The organism is Bacillus sp. B4EP4a, from assembly GCF_006680105.1.
Lineage (GTDB): Bacteria > Bacillota > Bacilli > Bacillales > DSM-1321 > Peribacillus > Peribacillus simplex_E.
In genome coordinates, this window is the sequence record NZ_VHIK01000006.1 from 67,702 (window position 1) to 83,240 (window position 15,539).

Annotated in this window: 14 protein-coding genes and 1 pseudogene; 6 read left to right on the plus strand and 9 right to left on the minus strand. The window is 40.6% G+C overall.

Annotation, left to right across the window (positions count from 1 at the left end):
* Nucleotides 1–129: 129 nt before the first annotated feature.
* From FNK51_RS03605 to FNK51_RS03615, 3 genes are all read left to right on the plus strand, one after another.
* Nucleotides 130–1,626: a PAS domain-containing sensor histidine kinase gene (locus tag FNK51_RS03605; RefSeq protein WP_181762171.1), complete on the plus strand. Its 1,497-nt coding sequence runs from the start codon at nucleotides 130–132 to the stop codon at nucleotides 1,624–1,626.
* A 142-nt stretch (nucleotides 1,627–1,768) separates the two neighbouring features.
* Nucleotides 1,769–2,992, plus strand: a complete 1,224-nt coding sequence (locus tag FNK51_RS03610) for an MFS transporter (protein WP_098371391.1) — start codon at nucleotides 1,769–1,771, stop codon at nucleotides 2,990–2,992.
* Nucleotides 2,993–3,100: 108 nt separating this feature from the next.
* Nucleotides 3,101–3,832, plus strand: coding sequence for a ZIP family metal transporter (locus FNK51_RS03615; protein ID WP_098371169.1), 732 nt, complete (start codon nucleotides 3,101–3,103; stop codon nucleotides 3,830–3,832).
* 313 nt (nucleotides 3,833–4,145) lie between these two features.
* Here the strand turns inward: FNK51_RS03615 and FNK51_RS03620 are convergent, their stop codons facing one another.
* Together FNK51_RS03620 and FNK51_RS03625 are read right to left on the minus strand one after the other, a co-directional pair.
* The gene (locus tag FNK51_RS03620; protein WP_098371171.1) at nucleotides 4,146–4,388 is read right to left on the minus strand and encodes an aspartyl-phosphate phosphatase Spo0E family protein; all 243 of its coding nucleotides are present in this window, start codon (nucleotides 4,386–4,388) and stop codon (nucleotides 4,146–4,148) included.
* Nucleotides 4,389–4,830: 442 nt separating this feature from the next.
* On the minus strand, nucleotides 4,831–6,990 hold the full coding sequence (locus FNK51_RS03625) for a PAS domain-containing sensor histidine kinase (RefSeq protein WP_181762172.1): 2,160 nt from the start codon (nucleotides 6,988–6,990) through the stop codon (nucleotides 4,831–4,833).
* Between the two features lie 276 nt (nucleotides 6,991–7,266).
* Between FNK51_RS03625 and FNK51_RS03630 the strand changes: the two genes are divergently transcribed.
* Nucleotides 7,267–8,292 (plus strand): acyltransferase family protein, encoded by a 1,026-nt coding sequence (locus tag FNK51_RS03630; protein ID WP_098371173.1) that lies wholly within the window; start codon nucleotides 7,267–7,269, stop codon nucleotides 8,290–8,292.
* Nucleotides 8,293–8,476: 184 nt separating this feature from the next.
* A pseudogene (locus tag FNK51_RS03635) lies at nucleotides 8,477–10,239 on the plus strand (B12-binding domain-containing radical SAM protein).
* 37 nt (nucleotides 10,240–10,276) lie between these two features.
* On the opposite strand, the gene FNK51_RS26370 reads toward FNK51_RS03635, so the two are convergent.
* Entirely contained in the window at nucleotides 10,277–10,423 is a 147-nt protein-coding gene (locus FNK51_RS26370; RefSeq protein ID WP_179891043.1) for a hypothetical protein, read from the minus strand.
* Nucleotides 10,423–10,581 (minus strand): hypothetical protein, encoded by a 159-nt coding sequence (locus FNK51_RS26375; protein ID WP_098371175.1) that lies wholly within the window; start codon nucleotides 10,579–10,581, stop codon nucleotides 10,423–10,425. Before FNK51_RS26375 ends, FNK51_RS26370 begins: the two co-directional genes overlap by 1 nt.
* A gap of 121 nt (nucleotides 10,582–10,702) precedes the next feature.
* Between FNK51_RS26375 and FNK51_RS03640 the strand changes: the two genes are divergently transcribed.
* Entirely contained in the window at nucleotides 10,703–11,038 is a 336-nt protein-coding gene (locus FNK51_RS03640; protein ID WP_141992457.1) for a DUF3905 domain-containing protein, read from the plus strand.
* Nucleotides 11,039–11,113: 75 nt separating this feature from the next.
* Here the strand turns inward: FNK51_RS03640 and FNK51_RS03645 are convergent, their stop codons facing one another.
* From FNK51_RS03645 to FNK51_RS03665, 5 genes are read right to left on the minus strand one after another with little or no spacing between them, the layout of a single operon-like run.
* Nucleotides 11,114–12,091: a quinone oxidoreductase family protein gene (locus FNK51_RS03645; protein WP_098371177.1), complete on the minus strand. Its 978-nt coding sequence runs from the start codon at nucleotides 12,089–12,091 to the stop codon at nucleotides 11,114–11,116.
* A 16-nt stretch (nucleotides 12,092–12,107) separates the two neighbouring features.
* Nucleotides 12,108–12,887 carry an enoyl-CoA hydratase/isomerase family protein gene (locus FNK51_RS03650; protein WP_141992458.1) on the minus strand — a complete coding sequence of 260 codons (780 nt, stop codon included), beginning with the start codon at nucleotides 12,885–12,887 and terminating at the stop codon, nucleotides 12,108–12,110.
* A 17-nt stretch (nucleotides 12,888–12,904) separates the two neighbouring features.
* Nucleotides 12,905–13,681 (minus strand): SDR family NAD(P)-dependent oxidoreductase, encoded by a 777-nt coding sequence (locus FNK51_RS03655; RefSeq protein ID WP_141992459.1) that lies wholly within the window; start codon nucleotides 13,679–13,681, stop codon nucleotides 12,905–12,907.
* A gap of 28 nt (nucleotides 13,682–13,709) precedes the next feature.
* Nucleotides 13,710–14,468, minus strand: a complete 759-nt coding sequence (locus FNK51_RS03660; protein WP_260397987.1) for a 2-phosphosulfolactate phosphatase — start codon at nucleotides 14,466–14,468, stop codon at nucleotides 13,710–13,712.
* A gap of 4 nt (nucleotides 14,469–14,472) precedes the next feature.
* On the minus strand, nucleotides 14,473–15,534 hold the full coding sequence (locus tag FNK51_RS03665; RefSeq protein WP_141992460.1) for a phosphotransferase family protein: 1,062 nt from the start codon (nucleotides 15,532–15,534) through the stop codon (nucleotides 14,473–14,475).
* Nucleotides 15,535–15,539: the final 5 nt, after the last annotated feature.

Sequence of the window (15,539 nt, forward strand, 5' to 3'; positions counted from 1 at the left end):
TAAAATATCTTGAATTAAAAGTTATTATATGACATAAAGACTTTTTTGTCAATCTACCCTGTTAGTATGCACTATTGTTTAATCATTCATTTTGATATACTTGAAAAAAAAGCTAAAGTAGTGACAATCATGAAAACAAGGCATAAATTAACCGCATATCTACTTATTGTTATTTTACCATTAATTATTCTCTCAATCATTTATTGGGTACATTTAGAACGTTCCATTCAAAAAGAAAGACAGGAACAAGCTGAATGGGCGGGAACGGTTTATCAAGAATACATAGATCAAGTTATCAGAGAAACGAAGGAAAACCTTGAGCTGCTTAGCCTTAGCAGTTCCGTGCTTTATATGGATAACAAAAAAACCGAACTTCTTATGAAATGGATCAAAGATACAGATTCCAGGTATGCCGGAATCTATTGGCTAAATCGTGACGGTGTCTCCATTTCAGGGACGAATAAGAATTTCAATCATTACTATTTAATTGAACAGAATGATATAGAACTTGCAGTAAAAACCCAAAAAGCCGTTGTTGTAGGAACAAAGGAGCTATATAGCCCTGATTACAATTATTTTTCCATTTTTGCTCCCATTCTGGATCATGATAAAAAAGTGCAAGGGTTTTTATTGGCACATATCAGGCTGGATCATATGGAAAATATATTAAAGATTCTCAGCCCTGGTCATACCTTTAAATTGGAAACAAAGGACAAAACCCGAATTTTAGATATAAATGCCGACGAATTTACTGGACATTCTAAATGGGTGGATGTTCCTTTGACCGAAGTCGATTGGAAACTGTCCGTCAAAGTGCCCGATAAGATTAACACAAATAACATCAATGTATTTTTAATGCTTGTCTTTTTCACCTTCTTTTTTACTCACATGATTTATACCATCGTGGAGGAGCTGATCGTTCGCAGGAATACCAAAAAACAAAAGTTACTAAACGAAAGGCAAAAAATAGATTTTGTCGGTACATTGGCTGCCAGTACTGCACATGAAATAAGAAACCCACTTACCGGCATAAAGGGGCTAGTGCAGTTATTGGTTGAAAAACACCCTGAAGAACAAGATCAGTTCTATTACTCTGTCATCATGAAGGAAATTGAACGGATCAATAGTATCGTCAGCGAATTTTTGATTTTAGGGAAGCCGATGGCCCAGACTTTATCCTTATATGATATCCGCAGTATCATTGCTGAATTGAGACCAATAATAGAATCAGAAGCACGTCACTTCAATATTGAAGTGGAATGGAATATCATAAAGGAGCCGATCCTGGTTCATTGTACAAAGGACCAACTCAAACAAGTCATCCTCAACATTGCCAAAAACGGTTTCGAGGCCATGGAAGTTGGGAAAAAGTTAAGGATTCGAATTCACCATGAAAATGAATGGGCTAAAATCATGATCACCGACATCGGGCAAGGACTGAATGAAAAAGAAATAGGTAAAGTGTTCGATCCCTTCTATACATCGAAAAAGGAAGGAACGGGATTAGGGCTATTTGTGTGTAAACGAATAATTGAATCTTTTAACGGTACCATAGAGTTTTCAAGTAAACCTCTGAAAGGTACAACCGTAACAATCAGCTTACCGCTGATAAAAGACCACCCTTAGCAAAACTTTGAAGAGTTTCATTTTTTTATCAATGCCAGTAACGATTCCGATTTATTTAAAGGTGTCATGCATACGGTGCATGCTTCTTGAATCTATTTATGGAATAGGTAAAAATCTTAATCAGGAAGAAGGAAATATACAGATGGGAAGTATCGCTGCCATTAAAACAAAACCGCAAAAACAAGATATGACTCTGAAAATCATGATCATCATTGGCATATGCCATTTAATGAATGATTCTCTTCAGGCCGTCGTACCGGCCATGTTCCCAATCCTCGAAAAATCAATGTCGCTAACATATACACAGCTGGGAATGATTGCATTCTGCCTGAATATCGTCTCATCCCTCCTGCAGCCGGCAGTTGGGTTCTATACGGATAAAAAGCCAATTCCATATGCATTGCCCATTGGGTTGACCAGTACTTTAATCGGGGTCATCATTCTCTCAATTGCCCCAAACTATACCATTATCCTTGGTGCAGTCATCTTGATGGGCTTAGGGTCGGCCATATTCCATCCGGAAGGCTCTAGGGTGGCCTATATGGCAGGCGGACCAAAGAGAGGCCTGGCACAATCGATTTATCAGGTCGGCGGGAATAGCGGGCAGGCACTTGCCCCACTCATCACAGCCATCGTGCTTGTTCCTTTTGGTCAAAAAGGCGCACTCTGGTTTGCCCTGGTTGCCTTGATGGCCGTTATCCTATTGCTGTATATTGCCAAGTGGTATTCCCAAAAATTAGTTCACTTCCAGCCTAAAAAGCTTGCTGCAAAAATAATCAATAAAGAGCGGTCCCATAAAGTGGCCAAAGCCCTGGTATTGATATTATTCATAATCTTTGCCCGTTCCTGGTATGTATCGTGCATGACGAACTTTTACAGTTTTTATTTGATCGAGCAGTATTCATTCACGATAAAATCCGCACAATTTTTCCTATTTGCCTTTTTGGCCGCCGGTGCTGTAGGTACATTTTTTGGAGGTCCGCTTGCTGATAGATTCGGGCGTAAAAATGTCATTTTCTTTTCTTTCGCTGCCAGCATGCCAATAACCGCACTTTTACCATTCGTACCTCCTACAGCCGCTTTTATTTTATTATTGATGGCGGGATTCATTATAATGAGCAGTTTTTCCGTCACTGTAATATACGCACAGGAATTGGTCCCGGGAAAAGTCGGAACGATGGCAGGCTTGACAGTGGGGCTAGCCTTTGGAATGGGTGCCATTGGATCCGTTTCATTGGGAGCCATTGCAGATATAATTGGAATCGAATCCATGATTAAGCTAGTGGGATTCCTTCCATTACTGGGGATCATCAGCATACTGCTGCCGACTGATCTGACATTGAAAAAATGGTATACAGAAGAATGACTGCAAAATAGTTTTTTCCTGGAACATTTTCTTTATGTCTAAATACAATAAATTATTGTTCCGCCCAAAAATTCACTAATGAGTAAGTACCATACAAAGGAGAAATTTATGAGTGGAGTTTTATTAGGCAGCATCCTATCTGCTATGTCTACAGGGTTTGGTGCGTTACCAATCTTGTTCATTCAAGGTTCAATCACACATCGATTCAGAGACACGCTTCTGGCATTTACGGCTGGAATTATGATGGCTGCTTCGTTATTGAGCCTGATCCCGGAGTCTCTGGCCACCGGAGGATATATGCAGCTAGTCATTGGGGTTTTTCTCGGGGTAATGACATTAACGATCATGGAAAAAAACATTCCTCATATCGATCTCAGCCATACGAAAAGTGGCATTCAGTTCGATGAAAAGGCTTTGCTCATAATCACTGCCATTACACTCCATAATATTCCTGAGGGTCTTTCTGTTGGGGTGAGTTACGCCTCTGATACTGCTGATACAGGTAATTTGATCGCTTTTGCCATCGGCCTGCAAAATGCTCCGGAAGGCTTACTAGTCGCCTTGTTTTTAATTAATCAAAAAATCGGTAAACTCACAGCGTTCCTGATAGCTACCTTAACCGGTACCATCGAAATAATTACCGGCTTACTAGGTTTTTATTTAACCTCTTACATTGGGTTCCTGGTTCCATACGGCCTAGCTTTCGCCGCTGGGGCCATGCTTTTCATCGTTTATAAGGAATTGATTCCTGAAAGCCATGGGGATGGTAATGAACGCACATCTACCTATTCCTTCATTGTCGGCCTTTTGTTCATGGTCATATTATTGGAAGTTTTGTAACTCCCGAACTTCCTCCATGGCTGGCTCCATCAAGTGAGTCAGCTCTTACTTTTCATTAATCAGTGTAACCCATTCAGAAAAATCAAGACTTCTAAACCAATCCCGATGCATGAAGGACACCTTCTGGTGGCCTCCCCTCGATATATACCCCAAATCCATAAGAAATTCAAAAGATATATTGTCTTGTTTATATAAGTCTTTCATTAATTGTTTTCAGATATGTTTACAAAGGTTCATTTCACCAGAAATCACACAAAGTTGCTTGTCTCCTTGCCTGCTACTTTAAAAAATCATGCATGCATTCAAATCCCCTCTAAAAGGAAATGTCGTCATTAAAGGGTTGCTGCACAATAACAACCATCTCTTCTCGCTTATTTCTCACTTCCACTGATGAATGATGTTGAAGGATTAAATACTCATTTATAAGTTTGTCAAGCTGCTCACTTTGGCGAAGGGTATACTCATGATTTAGTCCATACATTTTGGCCAGCTCCATCATTTCCCAACGCTTCATTCGAATCTCAGAACAAATTTCCGTTGCACACCTAGAATTCATAACAACATTCACTACTCCTGCCTTTTTAAAGTTACATTATAATAAAGAAGTATTACAAAATATGCCTTATATGTAAATAGATTCGCAAAAAAAGACAAAACTTCTTAAATTGCGATAATGCTTTACCTACCAGCAGACAGGATATGACGGAAATTTCTAAGCATGAACCTCTATATTGATTATGACGATTTCATATGAAGCCCGCTCCGAAAATCGATTCGAAAGTTCTGCAATTTGGATGTCATTCTTATTTTCCGCTTAATTACTTCGGAAGCTTCTCTATAATGGAAGCACAATATTTTTTATGGTTACAACCCTTAATTGTGATTCCAAGATAATAAATAATGAAAAAAGGAATCCAATAAAGGATTCCCCATTAACTAATGAAAATTTCATATGCTTTCCGTTAACTAAAAAAAGGTTTGGAACATCCCCTTCTGCATTACTCAAATGGCAAATAAATATGAAAGCTCGTCCCTTTTCCCACTTCGCTTTCCACTTCTATATAGCCATTGTGCTCTTCAATGATTTTATAGCTGACCATGAGCCCGAGCCCCGTTCCCCTATCTTTCGTCGTATAAAAAGGTTCACCCAATTTTTTTAGCATTTCCGTTGAAATCCCCATGCCTTTGTCAGTAATTGAAATGCAAACGTATTTCTCTGAAAATCGGCTTGTTTTAATGGAAACAGATCCCCCATCCGGCATGACTTCCAATGCATTTTTGATGATGTTAATGAACACTTGCTTTAACTGGTTCGCTTCACATAACACGTTAAATTCATCTTCTTCAAAGTCTGTCTCGAATTGAATATTTTCCAATAGTGCCTGAGCGGCCAGTAATTCCAGTGTCTCTCTCAATATGGTATGAACATCCTGTTTGAAAATTTTTAGCGCCTGCGGTTTTGCCAGTACCAAAAATTCCGTGATAATGGTTTCGATTCGCTTAATTTCGGAAGTAATTACATGAAAGTATGTGGAAAACTCCCCTTTAACACCATCCTCAAGCAACTGGATAAAACCTTTTAAGGCTGTCATTGGATTCCTGATTTCGTGAGCAATTCCCGCCGCCAGTTCACCTACTACATTCAAAGTATCCGATTTTCGGATTTGTTCCTGCATTTCGAGATTTTTACTCACATCACGGAAAATGCTTAAATTCAGGTTCGAATATAAATTTTTCCTCGTCAAAAATTCAATATGCTTAACCCTTCCATCTTCGTATGTTATCGGAATGATGGAAGAGTAGACCTCATGCTTATAAACATTTTCAATGTGAGCGTTCAAGACAGGAGCATTTTCAGGAATTTTTTCGATGAATCCCTTTACAGATAAAGATAGCAGTTTGCGCTTCGAAATCTCCAATATTTTCTGACCAGCTTCATTAATATCGGTGAACCCTTCATGATTCCATAAAATCAAGCCGTCTAATGTTCCCTCAAAAATCTTCCTGAACTTCTTTTCACTATCCCTTAATTCCTTCTCAATCAGCCAGCGCTCACTGACATTTCGAAAGATCGTTACGTTATATCCGTCACCTTCATGTTTTTTGGCAGTCAATTCAAGCAATTTAATTTGGTTATTAGGCATTTTATAAATCAACTCACCCCGCACCTGGGTGTCTCTTTCAAACGTCTCCATCATCTGGCCAAGATGGTTATTATTGCTGTACACGTATTTCCAGATATGACTGCCGATCAAATCCTCTCTGCTGGATTCGAATATTTTACATGCTGAATGATTGACCCGAAAAATGATCCCGTCATCATTCCAGAATATGATTGCGTCCATGGACTGGTCGAATAATTCGGCAAAAATCCGTTCGCTCGTCTCTAACTTTTTTTCTATTATATTTGATTCTGTAATTTTTCGAAGCACCGACATATATAATTCATTTCCTACCGTTGAACTTAACGAGAAAGTGAAATGATGCAGGTCATCCCCAACCTTTATCTCTACCTCTCCTTTGAAGTTCGACTCATCAAAGGCTCTTTGTATGCTCTCATCCCAATATTCCCTATAATATGGGGATATGAGGTCCCTCATATTCTTACCGACAATATCTTTTTTCGGGATGCCCAAGACATGGATAAAGGCATGGTTCACTTCCATTATTATTCCTGAACTGTCGAATAGAACGATGCTTTCTATGGCTGTATCGAAAATGTCCAAAAACATCTGCCTTGACATCCTTGTTTCCCTTGACGAAGAAACATCCAATGTCACATCCCCCAAACGGTAGAACTGCTGTCCTTCGGAAAAAGAGCCTATACGTATAAACTCTATTTGCTTAAGGGCTCCGGTATGTAGCTGGATAATTTGCCTTTCACTTTCATTCGAGGTTTTTAGGGAACTTGAAACTTCCTGGTTATTTAAAGGGATGACATCGAGAAAATCAGTTATCTTCATGGACTCCAGCTGCTCTTTCGCGGTTTCCAGCAGGGCACAAGCAGCATCATTGGCATAAGTGAGACGCAGTTCCTCATCAACCCTAATATAAGGCTCTGACATCGAATTGAAAATGTTCAAAAACCCTTCGATCTGTTTATTCAATTTTAAAATTTCCTGTTTATATTCCGTTTCATTCTCATACCCGATTTTCATATTAACCCCCCTCATCAAAACCCATACTTACCAACTTTATTCGACATCCATCTTGATTTTCCTCGGTATTTTTCGAAAATCGGCGCAATCAAACCATTCCAAAATTATCCTATATATCAAATTATAGTATATTGAATACTATAAAACTTAGCGTTAAGCTTAATTTAAGGTTATTATAATAAATTTAATAAATATTGATTTAGTACAAGGTATTTAGGGTATAAGAAATAACAATGCTTTCTAGCTACCTTAAAAATTTATTAAATGGAGGCAACGATGAAACAACGTGATTTTTTCTTCGATAACGCCAAGTTCATTCTTATGGCTTTTGTCGTCTTTGGACATTTGCTGAATACGTATATACATGACAGTGAAACGATATATGCTTTATATAAAACCATTTATTCCTTTCACATGCCTGCCTTTATCCTTGTTTCAGGGTTCTTTGCGAAAGGTTTTTATCAAAAAGGGTATTTAGGTAAAATTACTAAAAAACTGATTTTGCCCTATATCATTTTCCAATTGATATATACCGTTTACTACTATTTCTTATATGAACGCTCTGCCATCACTGTAGACCTGCTTGACCCCCAATGGTCACTATGGTTCCTGATCAGTTTATTCTGTTGGAACATCATGCTCCTTGGTTTCTCAAAGCTTAAGCCATCAGTAGGCATAGGTTTATCTTTTTTAATCGCATTATTGATTGGATATATTGACAATATCTCCAATTATCTTAGTCTCTCCAGGACATTCGTTTTTTTCCCGATGTTTTTGATTGGGTACCATTTAAGCAAGGAACATTTAAAAAAACTATTCACTCCCAAAGTTCGTTTGGCTTCACTTAGTGTCATGTTATTGATTTTTATCGGTTTTTATTTAAATGCCGATATCAATTATAAATGGCTGCTCGGTTCGAAACCATATGCCGAACTTGAAGATGCGACAATCGTGTCCATGTTTAAACGCCTGGGATTTTATGGATTGAGCATAATTTCAGTGTTCAGCTTCCTTTCGTTCATTCCACGCGGACAATACTTCTTTACGAACTGGGGTAAACAAACCCTTTATGTCTATCTGCTGCATGGTTTCTTCATTCGGTTTTTCCGTGAAAGCACCATCCAGGAATACTTCAGCAATACAGAGAGCTTTATCATGCTCGCTGGCCTCTCATTCTTGATTACCGTATTATTATCAAGTGAAATGATCGCTACCATGGCGCAGCCGATCATCGAATTGAAAGCGACCAAGACAAAACGTTTCATGACTAAAACGAAAGAGTACATTAAACAAGCTTTTTAAATAAAACGGATGAAGCATTTTCTGCTTTATCCGTTTTCGACTTTCAAGCTGAAAAGATTCCCCTTCAATACCATAACTCATTTTTCAAATGGAGTACGCTATGGTAAAATTACTCGTTAGTGCTTGTTGGCTTAAAAAGACATGTACACGAAAGGAGCCAGGCGTTTCTTTTACGCCCTTTAACATGAATATAATAATCAGTACTCTTAACGCAAAATATATCCATACATCGCTATCCATCCGATATTTAAAAGCTTATGCCCAGCCAGATTATGATGTACAGCTGGCAGAATATACGATTTAAAAGATCCAATTATGAACATAGTTGGTGACCTTCATTCCAAAAAACCTGATGTCATAGGGTTCAGCTGCTATATTTGGAACATCGAGGAAACAATGAAAGTCGTAGCCATGCTGAAGAAGATCAATCCAGAATTGGTTATCATTCTTGGCGGACCTGAAGTCACCTATGATGTTGGGGAATGGCTTGATCAAATTCCCGGGGCTGATTTCATCGTAATTGGCGAAGGTGAAGTCACCTTCAAGGCCCTTTTATCTGAAATTGAAGGTTCGAATGACTATAAGAAGGTCGGCGGCATTGCGTATCGACAGGATGGAAAAAAAATCATCCAGCCTCAGAACGGCAAGGTTGATTTGAAATCCCTCCCTTCTCCCTATCGTTTGGAGGAAGACCGCGGCGATCTATCTAAACGTGTTACCTATATCGAAACTAGCCGAGGGTGCCCGTTCAGTTGCCAATTTTGCCTTTCATCGATTGAAGTGGGTGTCAGGTATTTTGATCGTGAAAAGATTAAAGAAGATATCAGGTACCTTATGGCTAATGGTGCCAAGACCATTAAGTTCGTTGACCGAACCTTCAATATCAGCCGAAGCTATGCCATGGAAATGTTTCAATTCTTAATCGATGAACATCTTCCCGGTGTGGTTTTCCAGTTCGAAATCACGGCGGACATCATGCGTCCGGAAGTTATCCAGTTCTTGAACGATAATGCCCCTGCAGGATTGTTCCGCTTTGAAATAGGGGTACAATCGACGAATGATCATACGAATGATCTAGTTATGAGAAGGCAGAATTTCGAAAAATTGACCAGAACCGTCACGATGGTAAAAGAAGGTCAGAAAATTGATCAGCATTTAGACCTAATTGCCGGGTTACCTGAAGAAGATTATCATTCTTTCAGAAAGACTTTCAATGATGTTTTCGAGCTCAGACCCGAAGAGATGCAGCTTGGTTTCTTAAAGATGCTTCGTGGTACTGGCTTACGGATACGTGCTGATGAACACCAATATATATACAGCGAACATGCTCCATATGAAATCCTAGGAAATAATGTTTTATCCTTTGATGACATTGTCCGCATTAAACAAGTTGAAGATGTCCTTGAAAAATACTGGAACGATCATAGAATGGATCACACCACGGAATATCTTGTCAAAACAGTATTTCAATCACCATTCGACTTCTTTCAAGATTTTGGAACCTATTGGGATGAACAAGGCTGGTCACGAATCGGACATCAGCTTGAAGACTTGTTCAGACGCTTACAGCAGTTTTTGGCTTCCCGGGAATCTGCTGAACTGAAAAACATTATCGGACTCATGAAATTGGATTATTTCATGAACCAAAAATACAAACCACGTAAGCCTTGGTGGGAAGCTTCATTAGATAAAAGTGGGCGGAAAGAGATATATGAAGAGATTCTGGATAAGCCTGAAAAGCTTGGTTCCTCTTTCACAGCCTTGGCACTTAATGAAAAAGAAATACACAAGCACACATTGCTCGAGGCACTTCCCTTTGATTTGGAAACGTATTTAGCTGAGGGAACAATCGTCGAGAAACCATCGTTCATGCTTGCCTATTTTGATCCGAGTGGTAAGGGATCAACGATATTCCCTCTCTCAAAATCTGACAGCATCATTTTTTAAGAATAAGGACGGACCCAAGAATTGGGTCCGTCCTTATTTACTTATCACTATCACGTTTTTTATTTTCTTTTGCCAAAATTTCATAAATTTTGGTTGCGTTCATATCGCCGCTAAATTCGATTCCAAATTCAGTTCGTACATGTTGTCCCATCTTTTCCTGGCTGTTCTGTTTTTCTTTATCCATTAACTTCTTCCTTTTCTGCCTTGCTTTGAATTACGGTTGGCACCTTTCATTGCATTTTCCTCCAATGCGAACTCATTGGAAAATTCATTTTCAGCCTGGTTTCTTTTTGGCGTTTTACTTGCTTTGACAGCACCATCCACATTGGCTTTCCGTTTCATTTTCATCCACCCTTTTCATATAGTTTACATTTTAGAATGGGGTAAAAACGCCTGAAATTATTCAGGGATAATATAGGGACGGACGAGAAAAATAACCGTAAAACGGAAAGGGAGACACTACATGAAAAAGAAATTGGATTCACCAATTGTCGACGATACACAACCACACCAAATTAACGCACCAAGCTTTAAGGGAACCGGCATAAAACCACAGGCTCCATTCGTCAATGATTATGGAGTCGTCATTGGCGACAGTAAATATGCATCTGAAAACTCACCACTCGAAAATTGGAGCGAAAATACAGACCCGGAAATCATGGCTGGAGACGAATGGATACACCCCACCAATGATATAGGCTGGAATTCAACTGAAAACCGTGAACTGTTAGAGGCTAAAAAAGCGCCGCAGCCGCCTTTCATGCATCCCGATAAGGATGTGAGCATTGATACGGATTGAATCGTTCTTGAGGGTCCAAGGAACTAGTGAAATCTCATTAAAATACAAGGGGTGCGTCATATACACCCCTTCTTCTCATTTTACCTGCAAAATCAACTTCCCTTTCGTTTGACGGGCATTCATTTCCTCATGAACGGCTGCTGCCTTTTCAATTGGGTAGATGCCGCCGATAGTTAGCTTAAGTTCCCCGGACGTGACGTAAGAAAAAAGATCTTGAATGCTAGGCAACAGCAAATCTGGGTGTTTCATGATCTGTGGCAGGAAAAAACCTACGACGGATTGATTGCGCCTCATTAATTGCTGCGGGTTCATCGTATAAGGCTTACGACTGGCATTACCAAAAACCACGAGACGTCCAAATGGAGCCAAACATTTCAATGTTTTATTGAAAACATCCCCTCCTGCCATTTCCAGCGCCACGTCTACTCCCTTTCCGGACGTGACCTCACGGACTTTCATTTCCCATCCTTCTTTCGTGTAATCGATAAGTTCATCTGCCCCCATCGACTTAGCCAGTTCCAACTTTTCCACTGTGCTGGCGGTAGCAATCACTTTTCCAGCCCCGAAGATTTTGGCTAATTGTACGGCAATCGTTCCCACTCCACCTGCAGCAGCATGGACCAATACCGTTTCCCCCTGTTGCATGCGTCCCATTGTCTTTAGAATATGATAGGCGCTCAGACCTTGAAGTGGCAGGGCAACAGCTTCATGAAACTGTATGGCATCAGGAAGCGGAATGGCCGAGAATTCATCTGAAAGGGCATATTCTGAATATCCACCCGATTCAATTAAACTCACTACCCTTGTACCGGGTTTGATTTTGGTCACCTTTCCACCAACTTCCACCACAACGCCAGCCACTTCCGCACCTGGAATGAACGGAAGCGGCGTAGGTACCACATATTGCCCTTCCCTTCTCGCTGTATCTGCATAATTGACGCCGACACAATCGATTTCAATCAGAACTTCATGCCCAGTTGGCACGGGCCTTTCCATTTCAGTCAATTTCAGTACTTCCGGTCCGCCGTATTCTTCAAAATGAATGGCTCTCATCTTTATCCCTCCCTTATTAATTCCCTGTAAATTCCGGTTTTCTTTTTTCTTTGAATGCTGCAACTCCCTCCAGATGATCTTCTGTGGAGGCCATCAAGGTTTGCGTGATACGTTCCTGTTCGAGCATTTCATCAAGTGTAGCCGTAAATGAATGGCTAACGAGCTTTTTCATCATCCCATAAGCTTTTGTCGGTCCATTTGCCAGCTTTTCCGCAAGTTTCAATGATTCCTTTTCAAGTTGATTGAGAGGATATAGATAATTAATGACACCTAACTGGTATAAGCGTTCCGCAGAAATTGGCTCGGCAGTAAAGAAGAGCTGCTTTGCAAGGTGGGGCCCTACTAATTTAGGTAAAAAATACGAACCACCTCCATCAGAGATCAGGCCTACCTGTGAAAAACTCATGGCAAATTGACTATCATCGGAAGCCACGATCAAATCACAGGCGAGTGCCAAATTAAATCCGGCCCCTGCCGCAAATCCATGGACGGCAGCGATTACGGGAACCTCAGAAGCATCCAGAGCCAATATGCATTCATTCATTCTGCCAACATGATCATACAATTGACTTGCAGAGGCCTTCCCCATTGACTTAACGTCACCTCCCGCAGTGAATGATCTTCCCGCCCCTTTGATAATGACTGCCCTTATATGTGGTGTTTGTTTTACATCCTTAATCGCTTTCGTTAAGCTTGCAATCATATCCGGGCTAAATGCATTCAAGCTTTCAGGACGATTCAAAGTCAGGATCATTACATTATCGGTTACCTCTGTCAATAAGTGTTCTTTTAACATTTACCCATCCCCTTTTTCTATTTGATCAACCAGCCGCCATCCACCAATAAATCCGTCCCAGTCATATAGGAAGCCTCCGGCGAAGCAGCAAAGGTAATGACATTACTTATTTCCTCCGCTTTCCCCACTCTTTCCAGTGCCGTGTTCCGTTGAATCGACTTTACGAATTTTTCATTTTGCAATCCATCCTCCGTTAAAGGCGTTTCAATGAATCCCGGTGATACGGAATTGACCCGAATGCCGGCTGCAGCGAGTTCCAGTGCCAATGATTTCGTTAAACTGATGACCCCTGCTTTAGCAGAGCTGTAATGCGGGATGAATGCCCCTGCCTGATGTCCTGACAGTGAAGCCACATTCACGATTGCCCGTTTGATGGCTTTATTTCCACTGCCAACTCCTTCTTCCATCACTTTTCCCAAGTACTTGGAAACTAGAAAGACACTTTTCAAATTGACATGTTGAATCATATCCCAATCAGCTTCAGATGTATCCAAAAGCTTCGAGGACTTTGATCCACCTGCATTATTGATTAAAATGTGAAGGTCACGATATTGTTCCTTCACATACATGGCCAGATTCTTTACATCTTCCTCGACGGTAACATCTGCAGGGAAAATGTCGGCTACGGGAATCGTGTGCCTTGCATTGATTTCTGCAGCTGCTTCCTCCAGCTTTCCTTTCGTCCGCCCTACCAACAACACTTTTGCCCCTTCGTCCGACAGGCGCATCGCTGTAGCTTTCCCAATACCGGAACCTGCACCTGTCACCACCGCTATTGACTGTGAAAATCTCATGCCCTTCACTCCTTATCCAGGTTTTGAACTACGTTTCCTGCCTTTTCAATTCAGCTTCGATCTTTCCATCCACCAACTCTGGGACAAGATCCATCGAACCTTTTTGCGCCGCCAATTCCAAATCTGCGATCAAGCTGTGTTTGTCAAACAACTGTCCGACATATGATGATTTCAGGATATCAAAGGCATTTTCGCTATTCGTTCGATAAAGCGCTTTTGCAGCCTTTGCTGCATCGTTGAGTATGAACGTACCTTGTGATCCAGCAATCAGGCAATCTATCAAATGACCTGCACCGTAAAAGTCTTCCAGACTGAATTCACCTGAGTTTCCCGAACAAACGATGATGATCGTTTCTGTTTTATGATGTTTTTTTATTTTTTCAGCAACAGACGGATTATTTAACAAAGATGCGATATAAACCTTTTTGGCAGCGGCTGAATTCCTTAGCGCAACCGTTCCATTAGTCGTGGACAATATTAAAGTTTTGCCAGGTACCAACTTACTCAATAGCGTCGGACTTGGATACATTAAATCATCAACCGGCTTTGCTTTTAGTTCCCCTGCCACTATGGAATCCCCATGGTCCAATTCCTGGCTTTTCACCAAGGCATCCACTGGATCCATGACAGGTATCACCTGGCGTGCTCCATCATGAAGTGCTGAAATAATCGTTGTGGTCGCTAATAACACATCCAGGATGACCGCAACTTTATCCCCCTCTTGAAGCTTTTCCCTATCTATCTCTTCTTTTTTTAGTAGCAAATGAATGTTTTGTATATATTCCATTTAATTAAACTTCCTTCGCAGCTACATTTGCAGCATGAGTGAGTAAGCTTTTAACCGTTTTTCCGAGATTGGAAAAACGGGAATCATTTGTCTGGCCTTTTTTATATCGATAATAGATTTGCTGAAGGATGACAGCTAACTTAAAGTAACCAAAGGTTAAATAAAAATCGACGTTGGAAACATCCCTGCCGCTTCTTGCTGCATACGTCTCGATAAATTCCCTTCGTGTCAGGAAACCGGTTAAAGTCGTGATTGACGCTTGACCCACACCGAATTTGATAAGTTCCGGGTCACCGCTTTCCGTCCAGTAGCTTAAAGCCACTCCTAGATCGGCTAGCGGATCACCAACGGTGGACATTTCCCAATCAAATAAACCAACCATCTCTGTAAGGTCCTTGTTAAACATGGCATTATTGATCTTATAGTCATAATGGATAATTGAAGTCTGGCTATATTTCGGGATATTCTGTTGAAAATAATCGATAAGCGGACGAATTTCCTTGATTTCATCTGTCTTTGCTCTCTCATAGCGGGAAATCCATCCGCGTACTTGTCTTTCAATGAACCCTTCAGGTTTGGAAATTTCCACCAACCTCGTTTTCTCATGGGGAATCGAGTGAAGATCAGCAAGCCGATTGACCATCACATATGAAAGCTGTCTGCACTTTTCAACAGTAGGCTCGATTCCCTTGGGAAATTCGGTATCTATTACAATTCCATGTTTCCTTTCCATTAGGAAAAAAGGGGCCCCCGCAATCGATTCATCATCCGAGAACAGAATAGGCTCGGGAGCTGCTTGAAAATATGGGTTGATTGAAGAAAGGATATGATGTTCACGCTTCATATCATGTGCCTTTGGAGCAACAGGACCAAGAGGTGGCCTTCTGAGGACAGCCTCCCACTCACCAATTTTCAGCTGATAGGTCAAATTGGAATAGCCCGTGGAAAATTGTTGCAATTCTAACGGTTCATTTGGAAGATCCAATACATTTTTTCTTAGGAAACCTTCTAATGCAACAATATTCAGTTCCTCGCCGGGCCGAACAGGAATCGTATCGTCAACCATGTTCT

What these genes read in the sequence shown, in the direction of transcription:
- FNK51_RS03605 (WP_181762171.1), top strand. Translation starts at nt 130, where the DNA reads ATGAAAACAAGGCATAAATTAACCGCATATCTACTTATTGTTATTTTA.
- FNK51_RS03610 (WP_098371391.1), top strand. Translation starts at nt 1,769, where the DNA reads ATGGGAAGTATCGCTGCCATTAAAACAAAACCGCAAAAACAAGATATG.
- FNK51_RS03615 (WP_098371169.1), top strand. Translation starts at nt 3,101, where the DNA reads ATGAGTGGAGTTTTATTAGGCAGCATCCTATCTGCTATGTCTACAGGG.
- FNK51_RS03620 (WP_098371171.1), bottom strand. Translation starts at nt 4,388, where the DNA reads ATGAATTCTAGGTGTGCAACGGAAATTTGTTCTGAGATTCGAATGAAG.
- FNK51_RS03625 (WP_181762172.1), bottom strand. Translation starts at nt 6,990, where the DNA reads ATGAAAATCGGGTATGAGAATGAAACGGAATATAAACAGGAAATTTTA.
- FNK51_RS03630 (WP_098371173.1), top strand. Translation starts at nt 7,267, where the DNA reads ATGAAACAACGTGATTTTTTCTTCGATAACGCCAAGTTCATTCTTATG.
- FNK51_RS26370 (WP_179891043.1), bottom strand. Translation starts at nt 10,423, where the DNA reads ATGGATAAAGAAAAACAGAACAGCCAGGAAAAGATGGGACAACATGTA.
- FNK51_RS26375 (WP_098371175.1), bottom strand. Translation starts at nt 10,581, where the DNA reads ATGAAACGGAAAGCCAATGTGGATGGTGCTGTCAAAGCAAGTAAAACG.
- FNK51_RS03640 (WP_141992457.1), top strand. Translation starts at nt 10,703, where the DNA reads ATGAAAAAGAAATTGGATTCACCAATTGTCGACGATACACAACCACAC.
- FNK51_RS03645 (WP_098371177.1), bottom strand. Translation starts at nt 12,091, where the DNA reads ATGAGAGCCATTCATTTTGAAGAATACGGCGGACCGGAAGTACTGAAA.
- FNK51_RS03650 (WP_141992458.1), bottom strand. Translation starts at nt 12,887, where the DNA reads ATGTTAAAAGAACACTTATTGACAGAGGTAACCGATAATGTAATGATC.
- FNK51_RS03655 (WP_141992459.1), bottom strand. Translation starts at nt 13,681, where the DNA reads ATGAGATTTTCACAGTCAATAGCGGTGGTGACAGGTGCAGGTTCCGGT.
- FNK51_RS03660 (WP_260397987.1), bottom strand. Translation starts at nt 14,468, where the DNA reads ATGGAATATATACAAAACATTCATTTGCTACTAAAAAAAGAAGAGATA.
- FNK51_RS03665 (WP_141992460.1), bottom strand. Translation starts at nt 15,534, where the DNA reads ATGGTTGACGATACGATTCCTGTTCGGCCCGGCGAGGAACTGAATATT.